Annotated in this window: 9 protein-coding genes; 6 read left to right on the forward strand and 3 right to left on the reverse strand. The window is 52.7% G+C overall.

What is annotated here, in order from left to right:
• The first annotated feature begins 157 nt into the window (after positions 1–157).
• Genes RID21_RS11750 through RID21_RS11775 form a run of 6 tightly spaced genes read left to right on the forward strand, consistent with a single transcriptional unit; the run spans position 158 to position 5,399 of the window.
• Positions 158–1,051, forward strand: coding sequence for an RDD family protein (locus RID21_RS11750; protein ID WP_350189099.1), 894 nt, complete (start codon positions 158–160; stop codon positions 1,049–1,051).
• Positions 1,044–2,120 carry a stage II sporulation protein M gene (locus RID21_RS11755; protein WP_350189101.1) on the forward strand — a complete coding sequence of 359 codons (1,077 nt, stop codon included), beginning with the start codon at positions 1,044–1,046 and terminating at the stop codon, positions 2,118–2,120. Before RID21_RS11750 ends, RID21_RS11755 begins: the two co-directional genes overlap by 8 nt.
• Positions 2,117–3,037 (forward strand): hypothetical protein, encoded by a 921-nt coding sequence (locus RID21_RS11760; RefSeq protein ID WP_145192170.1) that lies wholly within the window; start codon positions 2,117–2,119, stop codon positions 3,035–3,037. Before RID21_RS11755 ends, RID21_RS11760 begins: the two co-directional genes overlap by 4 nt.
• Positions 3,034–3,816: a DUF4129 domain-containing protein gene (locus RID21_RS11765; protein WP_350189103.1), complete on the forward strand. Its 783-nt coding sequence runs from the start codon at positions 3,034–3,036 to the stop codon at positions 3,814–3,816. Before RID21_RS11760 ends, RID21_RS11765 begins: the two co-directional genes overlap by 4 nt.
• Positions 3,788–5,032, forward strand: coding sequence for a DUF4350 domain-containing protein (locus tag RID21_RS11770; protein WP_350189105.1), 1,245 nt, complete (start codon positions 3,788–3,790; stop codon positions 5,030–5,032). The genes RID21_RS11765 and RID21_RS11770 overlap by 29 nt, the downstream gene beginning before the upstream one ends.
• Before the next feature lie 13 nt (positions 5,033–5,045).
• Entirely contained in the window at positions 5,046–5,399 is a 354-nt protein-coding gene (locus RID21_RS11775) for a Rieske (2Fe-2S) protein (RefSeq protein ID WP_145044745.1), read from the forward strand.
• Here the strand turns inward: RID21_RS11775 and RID21_RS11780 are convergent.
• The 3 genes from RID21_RS11780 to RID21_RS11790 form a co-directional block, all read right to left on the reverse strand.
• Complete coding sequence (locus RID21_RS11780) at positions 5,396–6,079, reverse strand: metal-dependent hydrolase (protein ID WP_350189107.1); 684 nt, start codon at positions 6,077–6,079, stop codon at positions 5,396–5,398. The genes RID21_RS11775 and RID21_RS11780 overlap by 4 nt on opposite strands.
• A gap of 76 nt (positions 6,080–6,155) precedes the next feature.
• Entirely contained in the window at positions 6,156–14,192 is an 8,037-nt protein-coding gene (locus RID21_RS11785) for a hypothetical protein (RefSeq protein WP_350189109.1), read from the reverse strand.
• Between the two features lie 84 nt (positions 14,193–14,276).
• The gene (locus RID21_RS11790) at positions 14,277–17,837 is read right to left on the reverse strand and encodes a hypothetical protein (RefSeq protein WP_350189111.1); all 3,561 of its coding nucleotides are present in this window, start codon (positions 17,835–17,837) and stop codon (positions 14,277–14,279) included.
• Between the last annotated feature and the right edge of the window lie 360 nt (positions 17,838–18,197).

Below are 18,197 nucleotides of genomic sequence, written 5' to 3' on the forward strand. Positions count from 1 at the left end.
CCCATTCAGATGGAAAATGACGATTTCCGGTTTTCATAAAAATTTGTCAGCGTCATGGATAACCGTACCCTGTTTCCTCTATAATCAGCTGTGTAATTCCTGAATGCAGGGATTTCTGGCTTCAATTCATTCTCCGGACTGACTCAGTACTTCACTCATGGCGACAGCAACTTCAGAACTGGACCAGGCACAGACCTCGGCCGTCTATCAGAAAGAGGTCTATTCTAATCAGCCTCGAAAACTGAGCCTGGATATGCAGATTGAAATCCCAGAGAATGTCATTCTGACCTACCAGCTGGCAGGGCCGGCACAACGCTATCTGGCCTATCTGATTGATCTCATCATCCGCATGGTTGTCATGATTGGATTACTGATGTTCGTCATGCCGATGATGAGTCTCGTATTACCCGGAACCGCCCTCGGCCTGTTCCTGGTTCTGATGTTCCTCAATACCTGGGGGTACTACACGATCTCGGAAGGATTTTTTAAAGGACAATCCATCGGGAAATACTTTTGCGGCATCCGCGTGATCCGTGAAGGAGGCTACCCGATTACCTTCTGGCCCGCCGTACTGAGAAACCTCGTGCGAAGTGCCGATGCGATTATGTTCTATGGAATCGGCATCACCTCCATGCTGCTGACACGTCGCTTCCAGAGACTCGGAGATCTGGCTGCCGGCACGGTCGTAATTCAGGAGCGTTCGCTGAAACTCCCCCGGAAACCTGTGATCCTGGATAAAATCAAACCCCTCGACAAAAATGAAATCGGCAGCTTCCTTCCGCGAGACGAAGTCTTGTCGCTGATCGACGAATTTATCGGACGCCGTCATGTTTTGACCTATGAACGGGGGCATACCCTGGCAGCAATTCTGGCACAAAATCTGGCCGATCGACTGCACTATTCCGGGGACCCGAAAAAAGTGACTCACTACCCCATGGCATTTCTCGCAGCCGTCTATAAAACATTCAGCTTCAGTCAGGCCGAAGAAGAACAGGATGTGGTCTCCGAATACCTGAAACAGTCTGGCTTCGGGGAGTTCCACGATGAATAAGCATAAGTTCATTCAGCAACGCAGACCCCAGTGGAAACGATTCGAAGAGTTTCTGTACGGCACCTCTCGTAAATCCCTGTCCAAACTGGAAGCGGAACAGATCACGGAATTTTCCCGGCTGCTTCGTGAAGTTTCTCACGATCTGGCCACCATTCGGTCTCGCGGCTGGGGACACGACCTGATCTCTTACCTGAACGATCTGGTCGCGCGCGGGCATAACCTGTTTTATGGCGCCCCGCCCAGCAATCTCTCCGTTTTTTATCGCTATGTGTCCCTCGAATTTCCCCGTCTGTTTCGCGCTAACATCGGCTACTTCCTGACAGCCTGTCTGTTGTTCTTTCTGCCGCTGGGGATCAGCTGGTACGTGGTGCAGAACAATCCCAGTCTCGCCTCGCGGGTCATCCCCGAAGAAATCATGTCCCGCTTCGACACGATGTATTCAGACCATGGCGAGTCTGATCCGGATAATGCGAGCGAGGATGATTCAGAGTCGGAATCAGAAGGGAGATCCAGCTTTGGAGATGAACGGGCAACGATGGCTGGTTTCTACATCAACAATAACGTGGGCATCGCACTGAAATGTTTCGCGTTGGGAATTCTGCTCGGCATCGGCACCGTTTATACCCTGCTGTTTAACGGGATTTTTCTGGGAGCCGTCTCCGGTTACGTCATCAGCCAGGGACATGGTGAGCGTTTCTTAAGCTTTGTAATCTCACACGGTTCTTTTGAACTGACGGCCATTGCCGTCGCGGGAGGCGCCGGACTGATGCTGGGAAATGCCCTGATTCATCCGGGCCAGAGAACGCGATTTCAATCGTTACAGGTTCGCGGACTGGAAGCAGTGCAAATCGCAGGCGGCGCAGCTGTCATGCTGGTGGTAGCGGCATTGATCGAAGCCTTCTGGTCTCCCTCTGATGTATCCCCCATGTTGAAGTACAGTGTCGGCAGTGTGCTCTGGTTGATTGTTTTTCTGTATCTCGCCTTTGCCGGACTCCAGTCTGATGAAACGGGTGAGACTGCAGCTCAACCAGGTCATTCTGAGAAACCAGGGGAGCTTCCATCGGCATGATGCGTTTCGAGAAGATCAATATCGCTCTGGTACCCCGGAAGGCCAGCAGTTGCCTGGACCTGGCGATCCGTTTCTATGGACGGTTCCTGATCCCGATCCTCAAACTCTGGGCGATCATCGCGATCCCGGCCTGCACCCTCGTGTATTGCCTCAGCTATTATTTTCTGCTGGACCTGCGGATGGCACTGACTGTGGCCTTCTTTGCCTCATCACCGCTGGGGGTCCTGCTCACCTGGAATTCAGCCCTGTTTGCGTTCGGAAACACTCCGGGCATGGGAAGCCTGAGACGCCAGTTCCAGTTCCGGATGATTCCTTTGATGCTGTTCTGCCTGGCAGAGAGAGCCCTGTTCTTTATCGGACCTGCCCTGCTCTTCTTTTCCGGCAATATGCTCGGCCTGCTGGGATTTATCTACTGTTTCTTTCCCGGTATCTGGATTCTGGTACGCAGCGGATTCCGGGTCGAACAGGCTGTTCTGGATTATGCAGGTGTCGCCTCGCAGGAAGATGCCTCGCACGATCATCGCACAAAAGACCTGATCAAGACCAACTTCGGCTCACTCTTTGGCCGGGGACTGGCGATCTTTCTCTTCTGCTACATCCTGACACTGATCCTGTTTATCACCTTCGACTACCTCTGCTACACCCTGCTGGAGTTCCCGATCCTGATTGGACAGATCCCATACCTGCTGGATCCGAAAACCGCCGATGATACACTGATCAATATCATGCTGCTGATGACGACAGACCCCCGCGTGCTGGCCATGCTGACGGCATTCATCCTGCTGGTCTATCCCATTGGCCGCCTGGCCTGGTTCTTTACTTATATCGATCTGCGGGTGCGTCTGGACTGCTGGGATATGGAACTCCGTATGACCGAAGTCTCTGAGAATCTGACATTCAAGGAGGTTTCGTTATGACAGCCTCTCGAGTTCGCCTCCAGAGCAGAGTCTCCCTGATTCTCAGTCTGGGAATCCTCCTGCTGACCCCGGTGTTTCTCGCTGCACAGCAGGAAAATGATTACACCGATCTGTCATCTCCTGACCAGGTGATGCTGAAGCAGGACATGCAGGAGATTCTGAAACGGCCCGAATTTCGACATCTGACCCGCGAACGCGAACTCACTCAGGAAGCCGACGTGGATCTGAACGACTGGATCAAAGATTCTCCCCGACAAAGCAGCTATGACACCTCTGCCATCTCCGGTGTTGCCGGATTGATTTTCCTCTACCTGTCGTATGCTGCTGTGATTTGTGCCTGTCTCCTGGTTCTGTTCCTGCTCGTAAAAGCAGTGACTGGCTTTAAGCTTTCCAGAGAGCACAACATGAAATCCGACAAAACCCAATTGCAAGGGGAGATGGTGCTGGAGGAACATGTCTCGCCCGCTGAATTAGCGGCAGCCACTTACCTCGAACGGGCACAGGAACTCGCCCGATCCGGTAACTACCATCAAGCCATCATCCAGCTACTGTATGGATCCATGAGCTTCATTGAACGCTCGGGATGGATCCGGTTCCGAAAAGGATTAACTTATCGCGATTACATGCGTGCGGCACGCCCGCATGGCCTGGCCGGTGAATCACTGCGTCAGATGATTCGCACTTATGAACCCCTGGGATTCGGCCGTCGGGTCGCAACCCGAGAACACTTTGAAAGTACACTCCAGCATTATGAATCAGCCTTCCAGAAAGAAACGTGAACGCAGAAATGCGGGCTGGTTCTGGCTGGCCGCACTCTGTCTGCTACTTCCTTTGCACCTCTGGTTTCCGGAGTTCGGTACCGGTGCGCTGGACGATTCCTACAGTTCCTCCGCCAGCGGGAAAAAAGCATTTTATCTCCTGCTCGATCATGAATCGTTTCAAACGGAACGCAACCGGACTCCTCTAAGCGTCCTGCTGCAAACACTCGATTATGACGAAACCGTCTGCATCCTCGGGCCGGCCCGCTATCCCAGTCCACTGGAATGGTCGTCTCTGCTGGCCTGGGTCGAAGAGGGCGGGCGACTGGTCATCTCAGCCAATCCAAAACATCCGCAATTCCAGGTGGAACCGCTGGAACTCAGCGTGGAATATCTCGATGAAGTGGAACGGGAGAACATGCCCCGTGTTGAGAAAAAAGAGGAAGACAAAGAGGAATCCGATCTCAGTCTACTGATGAAAGGCGAACATGACCTGATCGAAGCCCAGGCCTCTACCGTGTTTTCTGATGTCCCTTCACTCGTCTGGGATACCAATGCACGGGTGACCTCCGCAACGGGTCAGGCTCTGGTCACTGCAGGAGAGACCCAGCAGGCCGTCCGACTGCATCATGGCTTGGGAACAGTTGTTGTCTCCGCCTCCTCGGAAATCTTTTCAAATCAGTCCATGGTAGATGGCGGCAGCGTTGCGGCATTTCGGCTCATTGAGGCTGCCGGACCTCCCGAGTATTTTGTTGTTGATGAATCGCTGAATGCTTCAGGAACTTCCAAAGTCGTCGCCCTGCTGATCGATCCGACCTTCCGCCCCCTGACAATCCAGCTGCTGATCACACTGCTGATTTTCGGCTGGTGGAGAAACAATCGTTTCGGGCCGATCCTCTCTTCTCACATTCTGCCCCGGCATAATATTGTTTCGCATACCGATAACGTCGGCAATTTACACTATAAAAAAGCCAACGGGCGTGCTTTACTATTCGCGTATATCAAGCAGCTGTTTTCCGAACTGAACCTCAGGCATTTCCGTGGTGAGGAACATCGTGTACTCGATCCCATCGCGAGACGTTTGAATGAAGATCCAAAGCAGATCAAAAAATTCCTGAAACAGGCTGCTCAAATCGCGAAGAGTAAAAAAGTGAATCGCCATCAGATGGGTGAGCTGATTCGAAAACTGTCAAAAATCAGACAGGCTGCTTCGCCTGGGAAATATCAGAAGAAATAATGAAAGCCCATTTGTGATTACCTACCATTCGATCGCCAAAGTCGGTGACATTCCGGAAGGAGAAGGACGCGCTTATCATCTCGAAGGCCTGATGATCGCCGTCTTCCTCAAAGAAGGCCAGTATACCGCCATCAATGATTTCTGCCCTCACCAGGGAGCGCCCCTCTCAACCGGCTATGTCGACGAAGAGGGAGCGGTTACCTGTCCCTGGCATGCCTGGCGATTCTGTATCAAAGATGGCACCTGGCTGGACAATCCCAAATCAAAATTACAGGTTCCCGTATACCCGCTGCGAATCGAAGGGGATGACATCCAGGTGGGACTGGAGCTCCCTGAAGAAGAGGCCCCATCGACTCCCGCCGACTAAAACTCGCAGGAGCCCCCCGGTTCCAATACCACCGGTTCGGCTGTGGTCTGGCTTCGTACCTGATGAGCCCACGCAGCGGCGTCTTGTTCAATCAGGGGCCAGGTATTGTAGTGCATGGGGATAACCCGTTTGGGTTCGATCAGTTTCGTCGCCCGTACGGCATCTTCCGGTCCCATAGTGAAGTTATCGCCGATCGGCAGGATCGCCAGGTCAACGCCTTCTTCACCAATCAGCTTCATGTCGTAAAACAGACCGGTATCAGCGGCAAAGTAAATCGTTCCATCATCCAGTTTTAAGAGGATACCACAGGGGCTGCCGCCGTTGCTTCCGTCCGGCAGCATTGATCCATGATGGGCGATCGTCAGCTTGACGGTCCCAAACTCATGTTGATAGGAACCACCGATGTGCTGAGGGTGCACATTTTCAATCCCCTGTTTCCCCATCCAGTCGATGATTTCGAAATTGGCAACCACCAGCGCTTTGGTTCGTTTCGCGATCTCAACGGTATCCCCGACATGATCGCCGTGTCCGTGACTGACAATGATCGCATCAGCCTCGAGGGCATCGGCGGAGACGCTCGCGCTGGGATTCCCTGTCAGAAAGGGATCCAGGAGGATGGTTTTACCATTGGTTTCAATCTGAAAGGAGGAATGTCCCAGCCAGGTAATCTTTGTTGCCATGCTTGCCTCGAAGGTAAAGAGAAAGGAGTGATCCTGATTTCCGTACCTGCAAGATACAACAGATCGAAGTCCAATTTCAAGCAGTCGGTTTCATTCGCTGTGCACTGAGCCAGATCGCTCCCAGTAGAAAGCAGACCAGTGCAAAGTTCCCCAACCAGTCGGAGAGGAACAACCAGCCGATCAGCCCCACCAGAGACACGATGATACCGCCCCATTTTCGGAGCACAATCGAATCTCCGTAGCGGGTGACAATCAGAATCAGAAAGATCAGCATCCCTGCCCAGAAGATCGTCCAGACCAGGGCGGAACCGAAGGCAAACGTATTTTCAGGCCGGACCTTGAGCGCCAGTTTGGGATGCCCATTGACCTTGGTGAATTCCAGCTTGTGTCCCTTCAGGGGAATATCAAACTTCAGTGAAATCCCGCCTGCTTGCGTCCAGCCGGCCTGTTGGCTTACCTGCCCCTTTCGTATCGTCAATTCACCCAATTCTTTCGCATCTCTTCCGAATTTCATATCGTTAGAGTACGTATCGGCGAGTGCTTCTTCGACATCATTTAATTGATTCCAGACATTTTTTTCTTTGGAATTTGTGATTGCCTCATTTCTCGCGTCTCGTTTGTCGAAGCGGGCTTTCCAGTCTTTTATTACCTGTTCAGGATTCTGGTTCGTCCCTCCCCCAAAACCGCCAGCCATTCCCGGCCCTTGTGGAGTAGATGACTGACCAGGCATCGCCTGTTGTTGCTGCAATTCCTGCTGAGGCATCGCAAAATCATTCGCATTCTGCAGGCTCTGCTGACGGCGTAAGGCACGGCTGTCGGCAGGTGTTGTCTGCTGAATACCTTTCTTCCCAGGCGCCTGCTTCGGTGCGGTATTCCGAATCGAAAAACTTTTCAGTTTAGGCAGGTCACTGGCGGTATTTGATGAAGCCACTCCATCTCCGTTCGAGGATTCAGCCGGGGCGCGATTCAACTTGTATAATGAGGCATTATTCCCGATTACGAGACTGTTGAAAGCGTCTTCGGAATCAAAATCGGAGAGTCCATTTGTATTCACTGCGTCGTTCAACATTTTATCCTGCTGTGCCTGACGCTGTTGTTCCTTCCGCTGCAGTTCGCTGATCTGCTGTTTGATTCGCTGCCCCTGCTGTCTGGTCTGGGCATCGTCATCCGTATCTAACTGTTTCCCCAGTTCTTTCAGGTTGGAGATGACCCGTTTTCGCACACGGTCACTCTTACTGCCGCTGTATACGGAGTAAAGGTTCTCCACATCTTTCTGAACACTCGTCAGCGAAAGCTGATATTGGCTGTACTCTGCTTCCGCTAGAACCGGTGACATATTCGTTCGCGAGTTATCCAGTAAGGGAGTTGCCGAATAGTCGTCGGGAACATAAACAGTCCACTTGGTCTGGGCGACGGGAATTCCATACTCGGCATTCTCAGCTGGTGTGACGATCCGCGGCGGTTCCAGATCGAGTGCCTGTCCCTGCCAGTTGAATCTCCCCTGGGGCAAACTGGACTCCAGCCGACCGACGAGAATCAGATTGACTGAAAAAGAAAGATCAGCCGCACTCGTTTTAGGGAGAGCCAGCAGATAGATCGCCTGCTTTTGTGATCGTTTTTCTGCGCCCTTCTCTGTTGGTCCCGCTACCTGTTTGAGTAATACCGGGGCTGTCGGCACACCTTTGACAAAAGCACTCAAGACCTGCGACCGTTCCGGAAGCATGACTGCCAGAAACTGACGTGAACGGTTACGTAAGCGGTATTCCGCGTGCGTTTTCCAGCTGCCATCGTGAGCCAGCACGGTCGTCAACTGCGAAAGATTCACCGCAGCGGCGGCTCCCTGGTCTGCCTGGAACTGCTGAATCTGATACTCGGGAGGCTTACCATTCCCCTGCAACCGAGCCAGGGTCATTGCCTGATTAGCCAGGGAATCATCGAGTGTCAGCGGCATTTCCTCACGATCGACCGTTGTAATCGATTCCGGGTTCAGCAGGTTCAATCGTGCCCAGCTGTGATTCAGCAGCATCAGATAATGCTGCTGAATTTCCAGTTCGGTTGTTTGAGAATCAACCTGAATGCTGGTATCCATGACACGTACCTCGGGAATCTCAATCTTCCCGGTCACCGGAGGTGCCTGCGTGGTTTCTGCGGTGATGAAATACGTTCCTTCGACCGAGTTCTGTAGGTGAATCGTCCATTGGATGATTTCATTGCCGATTACGCGTTTGTTGATCTGTCGAATTGAATCCCCGCGGAAGTCCAGATGTTCTCCCAGCCAGGCAGGAGTAGTAAACGACAACACATCGGTTGCTGCTCCCTGAATCGACCAGCGAATCCCCACCGTATGGCTGACCGACACATTACCCACCGTCGTCATCACCAGTGAATTAGCCGTCACATTTGGCTGAGCCGGAGTGAGTTCCAGTTTGATCCACTCCGGCAACTCTGCCGAGGATCGATAAGCGAATTGAGGCAGACTCGGACGCTGTGCTTTCAACTCGGGTGACAAATCGGCAGAGGAAATCGCCCGCCAGTCTTCCAGTTCGGGGGCACGTGCTACCAAAGATTCGTCGATCCAGATAGCCAGATCACTGCGTACCGAGGCAACCGCCAACGGTGTGGGGATCATAACTTCTGCCTGTTGCTGATTTCCCTCCCGGGGCACTACACCATCAACGACGATTTCTGCCAGGCTGGTTTTGAGCTCGGCGAATTCAAGAACCAGAACCCGCATGTCATCGGCGTTCTGTTCGATCACATACCAGTCATCCAGCCCCTGTGCCTGGACACTCAAGACGAGATAGGCTTCAGGCAGTTCCAGCACGAACGTTGATTCGGGAATCCCTTTAAGCTGATAGCGGATGCGGCTGGAAATACTTAGTTTGCGAGGCGAAACAAGGACTCCATGTTCAGCGATGGCCTGTTTTTCAGCTTGTTTTCGGGAAAGGAAGAACTGAGTCTCCACGGGCCGACGTGAAAACCGGTAAGCCCATTGGGGCTGCAGAGTGTGGCCTGCTATTTTCCAGACCGGCGATGCGGTTTCCGGATTCACATACTTCTGAGTATCGATTTGTATCGCTCCGGATATTTTCTCCGGACGAATCTGAAACTGAGGCTCTGCATAGACGCCGATGGTCCCGGTTTCATTTGTGATGGTTTCAGGAACAAACTGGGGCAGGTTAAGCGAACGATTCTGCTTTCCAACAGACAGCGACTGAAACGCTTCCACTTTGATGCGTGTCCCATCTTTGATATCGCGTCTTAAAAAGACTTTGATACGTCGATCTTCTCCGGTCCCCACCATTTCCCAGCCGCCCACATCGGGACCGGTTACGGACTGAATGCGAATGTCCCCGGGAACCTTCAACAATGCCTGGTTAATCGTCCCCTGTCGCACCTGATATTGATGCAGACTGTGCAACCGCAGTCCCGCGTCCTGGACGACCGCTGACAGACTGGTATCACAATGCACAATGCCTTGAATCGCACCCCGCTCTTCTGCCTGACGCCAGGAAATCTGCAGTTGGCCTCCCTGATCTACAGGCAGTTCCAGGGTCGATTTACCTGCAGTTGCCTGTTTCCGATAAGTGGACCGGGTTCCCGTGATGCTGACCTCCGAAGTTGCATTGGGAAGATCGAGTGTCAAGCGCCCGCTGGCCACAGGCAGGAGATCGAATTTGAAACTCCCCGCCGTTCCGCTCTGTTGAGCAGGGAGGTCCAGTTCCAGATCGAGGATATGCAGTCCCGCCTGTGAAATTACGATGGAATACATCGTTTGTGAAACAATTTTATTACTGGCGAATTTGTGTTCCGGATGAGTCAATAATGTGGCCGACTTTCCATCGAGCTGAGCACTGCTGATGGCCGCTTTCCCTAAAGGCAAGGCGACTGTCACCGGCTGTGAACCAACCGTGTGGATGACCAGACGCCCTTTGACATGCACGACCGCCTGTCCGGTTTCCGCCCCCGGTTTTAATTCCGTGGCATACAGTGCCTGACTGACAGTTCCCTCAGAAGCTGCCTGCTGATCGATGGGTTCATCCGGATGCGCTGCATTCCAGAGTTTCCTGAATTCATCCTGCGGCAGAAAGATGCGTTGTGAATCGAGCGGATCAGTGCCTGTTTCATAAGGAATCACCAGGTTTTGCGGTAGCCTGGGGACGGGAGGGATTTCTCTAGTCTGAGCTACTCCATTTACTGGAGCTCCCAGACAGAAACCCAGCAGGAGCAATGTGGTGACCGTCGCCTGCTTCTTGTCTGCAGTAGCATTCCAGCGACAGCATTCCCGTCCCAGCTTGTCGATCATCCATTCCACACTCCAGCATAAACCGACCAGTAGCGAACCGATGAAAAGACCATCCAGAATTGGCTGCACTCCTGCAGGCAGAAACGCACTGCAGGTGATCGGGAGAAAAATCCCCAATAACAGCACCAGGCAACGCTGCAGACATGTGCGGCTCCGCATTAGCCAGCCCAGCCAGAGCACTCCGACCATCACAATCAGAAACAGACGACGATTGATTTTCAGGGCCTGCAACGTCACATCCAGCGACAGCCCGGATTTATGGGGCTCGCCGTAATACTGAAATTCCAGTGAGCGATAACCTTCCGGAGCAGGCAGTGGTGCGACAACCGAAAGTCGACCTCCCAGTGCTTTCGCCGGAGCAGGAGGAAACTCCGCCTCCTTAATTAAATCTTCCCCCGCGATCTCAGACGCCGGCTTGCCTTGCGTGCCTCCAGCCTGCCTGTCGAATTTGGCTTTGCCATCTCGAGATTTCGATTCACCAGACCGATTCATTTCCTCAGATTGCGAAGTTGGTTCCTTGAGTTTTCTCGTCAGCCCATCAACCTGCTCTTTCATTTCAAAACCCAGCGCCGCTTCCGTCTGGGGAACCGAGGTATCAGCATTTTCTTCGATACTGGAAGTGGGTTGTGGTGCATTGTGAAGACGGAGTTCAATATCTTTCAATTCATTTTTAGACATGGAACGGCGTGCTGCTTCTCGTGACTGCTGCACTGCAGGCAGCATGAGTGCGATAACAATACAAAGCAGGATAAACCCGCCGAACAGGGAAATCACCACATTTACCCCGCCCCTGCGATAGGCGTAGACACTCACCACTGCAATCAACAGCACAAAACAGGCAGCCAGAACGCGCCCGCCCATCTCGCGGATTGGTACAATTGAGAGGTGCTGACGGACTCGTTCGATCATCCCCGGTCGTCCCAGGGGTTGGTCGGGAACGAAATCCCCGGTGCTGTCGGTAATGAAAGTGTCCTGGGGATACAGAATCGTCCAGGCCTGGTTCATAATCTGTAGCGGCTGGATCTGTCCGGCTCCGTCAACAACGGCGACCCGCGGAGGCACTGCAGAGAGTCGATCTTTCCATGCCACGTTTCCACGATTCGCATCGTAGAGGAGTTTCAAGGTATGCGTGCCATCGGTCTGGCTATCTGCAGTCACGGGTATCATGAAAGCAGCACCTGTCTGACGTACCTCAACCGGGGTTCCACCAATCTGGGCCGACAACAGTTCTGCACCCTCGGGAAGTGTGACCTGCAGAGCCTGAATCCCGACAGCAGAAAAGTTGAGTGCAGCTTCGTTTTGAACTTCTCCTGCAGAGCCCAGTACGCTTTGAATCTGAAGGTGATGCGCAATCGCGGTGGGTACAGCCGTCTGATCGAAACGGGTTTCCTGGACCTGTATCTGATGACCGGCGCCCACAAACCGGAATGCAGCAACAATGCGTTCCTGGGGCACGTAAGTGATGGGGGCAGGTAACTCTGCGGCATCGATCGAATTCAGGGCCTGACCTCGGACGCCGGTTGCTTTAATCTGCAGACGCTGATCGCCTTCCGCTTCGAATGCAACCTCTCCATACTGACGATCTGCAGACATGATCTGCAGTTGCGGAATCTGCACAACCTCTCCTTCAGGTCGAGGTTGTTCGACGGTCACTGTCAGGGTCTGCTTTCCACTCAAGCGGCGATCCATCTTCAATTTCCAGACGCGCACTCCGTTCTGTGGTTCTTCGGCCGCCTGTTCAATGATGCGTCCCGCGGAATCGATTAATTGAAACTGCAGATCGGTTCCCACACTTTCCGGCAGAGCGACCATCAGAGACCGGAAACTCCCGCGTTCGACATTGAGAGTTGCCTCATAGTGTGAGAAGAGCGTAGTCTGGTCGAGCCGGACATACTGCAGATGATGTGCGGCCATCTGCAAAGGTTTTCGGGAAACAGTCAGGCTGCCTGAATAGCTGTTGTCCTGATATTGATAACCGAACCGCATGTTGGGAATACTATCCTGCATCGGTTCCAGGCCGGTCAGTTCACTGGGAACCAGATCCCAGTCATTCTCCGCATTGATGACCAGCGTTCCCTCCAGGATTTTGGCCTGGGGCAATTCAATTTGAGGCAAGTTGAGTAGCTGGCCTTCTGTTTCAGGGGGCCAGTTCTCCAGATCGCGATGTGCGGTAATAATCACACGTGCTTCCTGGTTCGCCGGCAGTGCATCCGGGAAAGGAAGGCGTATCTGTTTGGCACCCGCTTCACGAGAGGATTCTTTCCAGTCGATTGGCTGATCTTTAAAAGTCGCTCCCAGAATGGTCCACTCGGCAGGCAGGTTTGCTTCAAACTCAAACATGGGAGCAAACAGGCTTTCCACCGTGGTCACCAGGCGAAGATCCATTCCCTGTTCATTGATGTTGATCACGGTAGATGCTGCCATCTGCACCTCGGAACGTTTTTCCTGCGTGATCAGTGAAATACGAAAATCTTCCTGCCAGAAATCAAAATCCAGGCCCGGCCCCGTAGTCTGTCGCACGGGAGTTCTTTGACGTGTCGCCTGTGCAGTCTGGGCTTTCCGTCTGACATTTCGCGTTCTCTCGACCTGGAGCCGAACTCCTGGCGGGTAGCGGATCAGAATGGATCCGACGTGGGAGTTGACCTTTTCAATGAATAAATCGGGGACATTCCAGTCTTCATCCGTTTCCGTAGTCATGACGCCCCGGCAGATGATCTGTCGTTCGCCCTCGATCGGTTGCCGATAATTCAATGTGATTTCTGTTCGGTTACGATCCCGCATGCTGTCATTCAACGTCCAGGATTCCAGCCCCGTTGATTCCACACTGACAATTTCCAGGGACTGGGGCACACTCAGAATCACCCGATCCAGCGACTGTCCGTAGATATTGAGCGTGGTCTGCGCCTGCCAGGCGACTTTACCGGGACTGACAGAAACACCAATCCCACTCTGTGCGAAAATCAGAGAATCGTTGGTCTGCTGCTGTGACTGCTCGGTAATTTTAATGCTGACCTTACCATCTCCCCCCACCGGGAACTCATAAGCGGCCTGTTCTCCCTCCTGGGAAGTGGATTTCACCTTCAATTCGTTAACCACCAGATGCCGATCAGTGGGAACTTTCATTTTGAACTGACTGGGCACACCGGGCAGTAACTGAAACTGGGAGACCTGATCACTGCCAACCGTATTTAGAGGAGCTGAAAGCTGCAGTTCCAGTTGATGTTCCCCTGCCCCCTTGCTGAATAGCTGCAGTTGCGAATTCTTTCCGGACTGCCGGGCGAGCATGGCAGGCTTCCCGTCCAGTTCGGCCGATTCCAATGCCAGTCCCTGCAGAGGCAATTCGACAGCCGTCAGTTGTTGAGGAAACTGGCGAATCGAAATGCGGGCCTTAATGACTAGTTGCCGATCTGAGAGAGTCGCCTCGTAGACAGCACCATAGATAACAGATCGTGCATCAGGCAGTCCGGTCCCTCCGATATTGGCTTCCGCCTGTTCTTTGAGCGACTCATACTGCGCACGCGGCAACAGCACACCGCTGCGGTCACGCGACATTAAAGCGTCCAGTTGATCCAGGGGCAGATAGACGGCTGTCTCTGGCCAATGAGGCGGCTTCGGTGCGGGCATCGACTGTTTTTGTTTGACAGCCACTTTTTTACTGTTCGTTTTCTGGGCGGGGAGTTCCCCAGTAAACCACGTCGAGAGGCATCCCAGGCAGACTGTGATCGCCAGTGAAAGATTCAGAAATTGGCGTATTTCAGACACACCAGTAACAGCAGGTGCGGATATCGTTTTTGATTTTATATTCATGGCGAACCTCATGCAGTTAGTCGCTCACAGTCGGATTTGATTCAACTCTCGGTGAATCCGTTTTGGTAGTTTCAGACTTATCTGCTATTTCTCGTCAGTCTGGTCATCCTGGAAATCATCGAAGACACCGGGAGGCGGAATTACTGCCACTGATTTGTCGGCAAGGTCCAGCTGTGAATCGTCAGCTTTATGATCAGCGATACCTACGGAGCGGAGTGCTGCGATCGAATACAGAATCCAGATTGCAAACAGAGCCAGAATTCCGTATCGGGCCGCGTAGAGGCCATGCAGAATTTTGTCTGCATTGGTCAGACTGAACATGGCTAACAGAAACCCGAGAACAATCAGCACCGTAACTTTGTTTTCCCAGGGGGTCTTGCGCATGACGACGGCAATCACAACCAGAGCAATTCCCAGAACCCAGCTGTAGAGGGAGAGTTTCCACCAGGAGACTTCAATCTCCGGACTGCCCCCCAGGCGGGTGAAGCTGTAAGCACGGCCCTCTGTCGGAAAATCGATCAGTGATCCAGCTGAAACGCCGATCCAGGAATCGAAAAAGGATGCGTCTGCATCAATCCCACCCCGCTTAGGAATCACGCCGGCCAGATGAGGTTCGAACTCCGATTTAAAATCATCAGAGGAACGAACCAGAGCATAGTCATCCGGCACCCAGATCACGGTTTTCAACTGTTGTACTACTACATTCGCAGCCTGCACACCTCCCAGTCGAGGTAACGGCAATCCCAGCTTACCGCCGGGCGAGTCAGTGATGCGTGGCACGGCCTTCGTAAACATCAGGCTGACGAGGAATGACTCATCTGATGCCTGATCGCGAGAGACATTCACGAAGTAGCTGGTCCAGCCTTCTTCGCTCTCGCTGTCATCTGCTTTTTCCAGCGGAACCGGCTGACCGGCAACAGTGATACTTAAAGGCTCGATGCCCTCGGGCAAAGCGACTTTCAACTGTTGACGCTCGCTGGACTTCATCAGATAGCGACAACGATACGTGGAACGTCCTTCTTTACTGACCACAATTTCCACCAAGGACTTCAGTACGATTGTCTCTACGACTTCCTGGATCTTATGGCGCGTGGAAGCGAGGTCGAGCATGACCGGCTGGCTGAAATAGCGATAAGCGAGAAAACCATCCCGCGGTAGTAATGTCAGCTCTCTCAGGTCGATCGGCTCCAGTTGATCTGACAACTCAGCGGTAGTTACCGAGAGGGTCTTGGACTTGCTGACAGCGATTTCACCATACACGCGTGCGAGTGGTACGTTTCGCGAGCGTGGCTGGTCATCGGTTTTCTCCAACCCCAGCACTTTTAATGGTTGTAAGGCAATCTGCTTCAGGGCTATATCGCCAGAGGGATCCTCGGCTGCTTTCTCTGATTCTTCAGTTTTCTCCTGCCCAGCGTCTTCGTTTTCTTTCGCTTCTTTTTCTCCTTCAGCCGCCGGTTTCTTTACTTCAGGAGCTTTTGCGACTGCCTGCAGGCCTGGTGTGATATCATAACGAACTTCCAGCGTGTAAGGTCCCTGCACATTCCGCTGTGTGATGATCGTCCAGGTCACCCAGCCATCAACGGCCTGCTCGGCCCGGCTTTTCTGTTTGATGGAGGGAGCGGGTGCCGGCGAAAGCGATCTGATTTGAACCAGGTCCGCGATTGCCTCCGGAACAGCGAACCGAAACGTGTCGACGCCAGCGTACTGAACCTGGTAATTGATGCGGCTGGTTACCTCTGCAATCTGTTCTTTGACATTGATGGAGGTGGCGACATCAGCCACCAGTCGTGTCGGTTTGATCTGAATCTCAACCGGAATCACCACGGGACGCCGGTTGTATTCCCATACCGAAGCCAACGCCAGCCGAGTTGACAGTCGCTGCTGGGGGCTGTTGGCCGGCTGGGCACCAACCACATCCGGGTTACTGATAATCAGCTCCATCGATTCCGGTGCATACAGGGCAATCTGACCTGTCTCACGTTCGACGTCGGTCGCTTCCAGAATGGGAATATTGACCGTTCCGGAAAGGTCATCCTGAGCCAGATTCCGATGCCCGCGAACCTGCAGTTTCAGTTTTCCTTGAAATTTCTGTTGCAGGGATACCGTCAGCAGATGGGACTCTTTGTCGAAGTTGTATTCTTTCAACCCGGAAACATTCACGGAATCGATCTCCAGATCTTCGGGCACTTTCAACTGGAAGGAAAAGATTCCGGCCCGCTGGATATCATAATTGAGCTGCGCTGTGACTTTGATTTCGTCTTCACCGAAATAGCAGTCCGTCTGTTGCGCAACGAAGATTCGGGGTTCGAGGGGCTGCACACGGATCTGCAACGTTGCCGAGGGATTGAAAAAGCGATAGTAGACAGCTCCGAGTCGGCGGATGTTCTCCGGGATACCATTAGCTTCGCTGCGGGTCACACCTTCAAAATTCGTGACGGTGAAGGTCATGGTCTCACCCGCGTCGATGGCAATCTGGCCGCTTTCCCGGATGACGTCCAGGGCATGAATTCCGTGCGTCGCGGAATCGGAGAGTCCCAGGATCTCAAACGGCTCTTCGGGAATTTCTTTTTCAGTATGCACTTCGATCTGTGCGTCGTCCTGTAACTGATTCAGAAATTCAACCTGTATCACCTGACGTCCATCGCCCTTTTCAACTTTCCAGCTCTTGATTTTTGTATTGGCTGATGAGAGATCCAGAATTCGGTCATTGAGGGGAACCGCGATGCGTGCCGATTTCATGTCCCCCCGCAGGACATCGTATTTTAAAGTCGCCTGGGTATGTACCAGTCCATCACGAATGAAAACCAGAGTAGAGTTCTCGACACTGGCCAGCAGGTCCATCTCCGGCTTGCTGCTTTCCCGGGGATACCAGAGCACACTGATCTGATTGGTGGCTCCGACAGTCGATTTCACAACGGTCGATTTCTCAACGGTCGATTTCTCAGCTGACTTCGCGGGCAGGCGGACCAGTTGCGGATTGATTTTGACAGTCTGATCCGGTTCGGGAATCGTGAGATCCAGGGTGGTGATGCCTACTGTCGGGCAGGCAAACTGAAACTGATGTCCTTCCGGCGAATTTTTCACCCGCGTTAACAGTTCAATCTGAACCTGGTGTTCGCCTTTTTCGGACAGGAGCAGCGCGTACTGCCCCGGCCCGGTGCCGCGCAGAAAGACCTTTGATTTTTCTGAAGTGACTTTACCAATGGCGGCATCACCAAACTGCAGGGGCAGCTCGACCCAGGGATCACCCATCACCTGAACGGTCAGATTACATTGGATCCGGGCGACATTCTCTTCGATCGTGGCCGTGTAAGACGAGCTCGTCACCACAGCTTTGACAGGAAACTGAATCTTCCCGTCCGTCCCCAGTCCCGCTGACTGCGACCAGAGTTTCAGATACTCGACATACGGCATGAAAACCGTTGCATCCGATTTCTGGAATACGTCCTTGATATTCTTGAAAGGGATATAGATCAGGCGATCCCAGTCATCCTGTTCTTTCCCTGATGAATCAGCCTCGCCAGCGGCAGGTTTCTCTGCTTCGACTTTGGCTTGAGCGAGTGCCGGGCGGGACACTCCTCCTAGTAATGTGCATGCCAGACAGATCAGAAGAACGAAACGAGGAGTGCATCTCAGACAGCGCATGTAACCCACCTTTTGTACATTACTCAGTACCCTGGCATCTGTAGAGAATGGACAGCAAACAGGGTAATCGCGTAAAAAGCGTCAAATTCAGAGTTTATAGAATTAAGTATAGTTTTTTTGGCTCATTCACTGGAAGATTGGACGTCTGTGAGAGATGCGAAATTGCGAAAAAATTAAAAAATTTCACAAAATGCTCGATTAAGGGAAGAGAGTCTGCTTTCAACTTTTTCCAGTCCGTTAACAGGACGTTTAGATCTGGGAGTCCCGACCAGCTTCCCCACCTGCTTGCTTCCACTGTCAGTACTGTTTAAGTTCAATAGCTGCTCTTAACGAAACATCTGAGCTAATGCGTTCTAATCA

The organism is Gimesia sp. (assembly GCF_040219335.1).
In the GTDB taxonomy this organism is placed as follows: Bacteria; Planctomycetota; Planctomycetia; order Planctomycetales; family Planctomycetaceae; genus Gimesia.